This is a genomic window from Empedobacter sp. UBA7252 (genome assembly GCF_002472765.1).
Classification (GTDB): domain Bacteria; phylum Bacteroidota; class Bacteroidia; order Flavobacteriales; family Weeksellaceae; genus Empedobacter; species Empedobacter falsenii_B.
Window position 1 is genome coordinate 10,300 of sequence record NZ_DKSQ01000085.1, and the last position, 396, is coordinate 10,695.

Here is a 396-nt window from a genome sequence, read left to right on the forward strand (position 1 = left end):
CGTTTTCGAAAATTTCCTGAACTGCTTTATCAAAAATACGATCCGATTTATTTTCTAATTTATTGATTCGTTCACATATTTCGTAAATACGATTTACGTTTCTCAAATCTTTCAATTGCTCAATTCCCTCTCCGATTAATTGACAAGCCTCTAAGTTAACAGCTGTAATTTTGCGGATAGATTTTGTAATTTTATCTACTTGATAAATATTGATACGATTCGCTGCTCCATTTAAATTATCTGCAACATAATCGATAGATTTTACTAATTGATAAATATCTTCTCTGTCAAAAGGTGTGATAAAGTTTTTGCTTAACTCTAAATTTGTTTTTTGAGTAAGATATTCAATTTTGCTTTCTATCTTAGAAATTTGCGCGATGTAATCTTCGCGTTCTT

At 29.5% G+C, this 396-nt stretch carries 1 protein-coding gene; it reads right to left on the bottom strand.

Annotated features, from left to right (window positions below; translation table 11 throughout):
* Nucleotides 1-396 (bottom strand): DUF47 domain-containing protein (locus B2X73_RS12135; protein WP_291096534.1); only part of this gene is annotated, 396 nt, incomplete at both ends.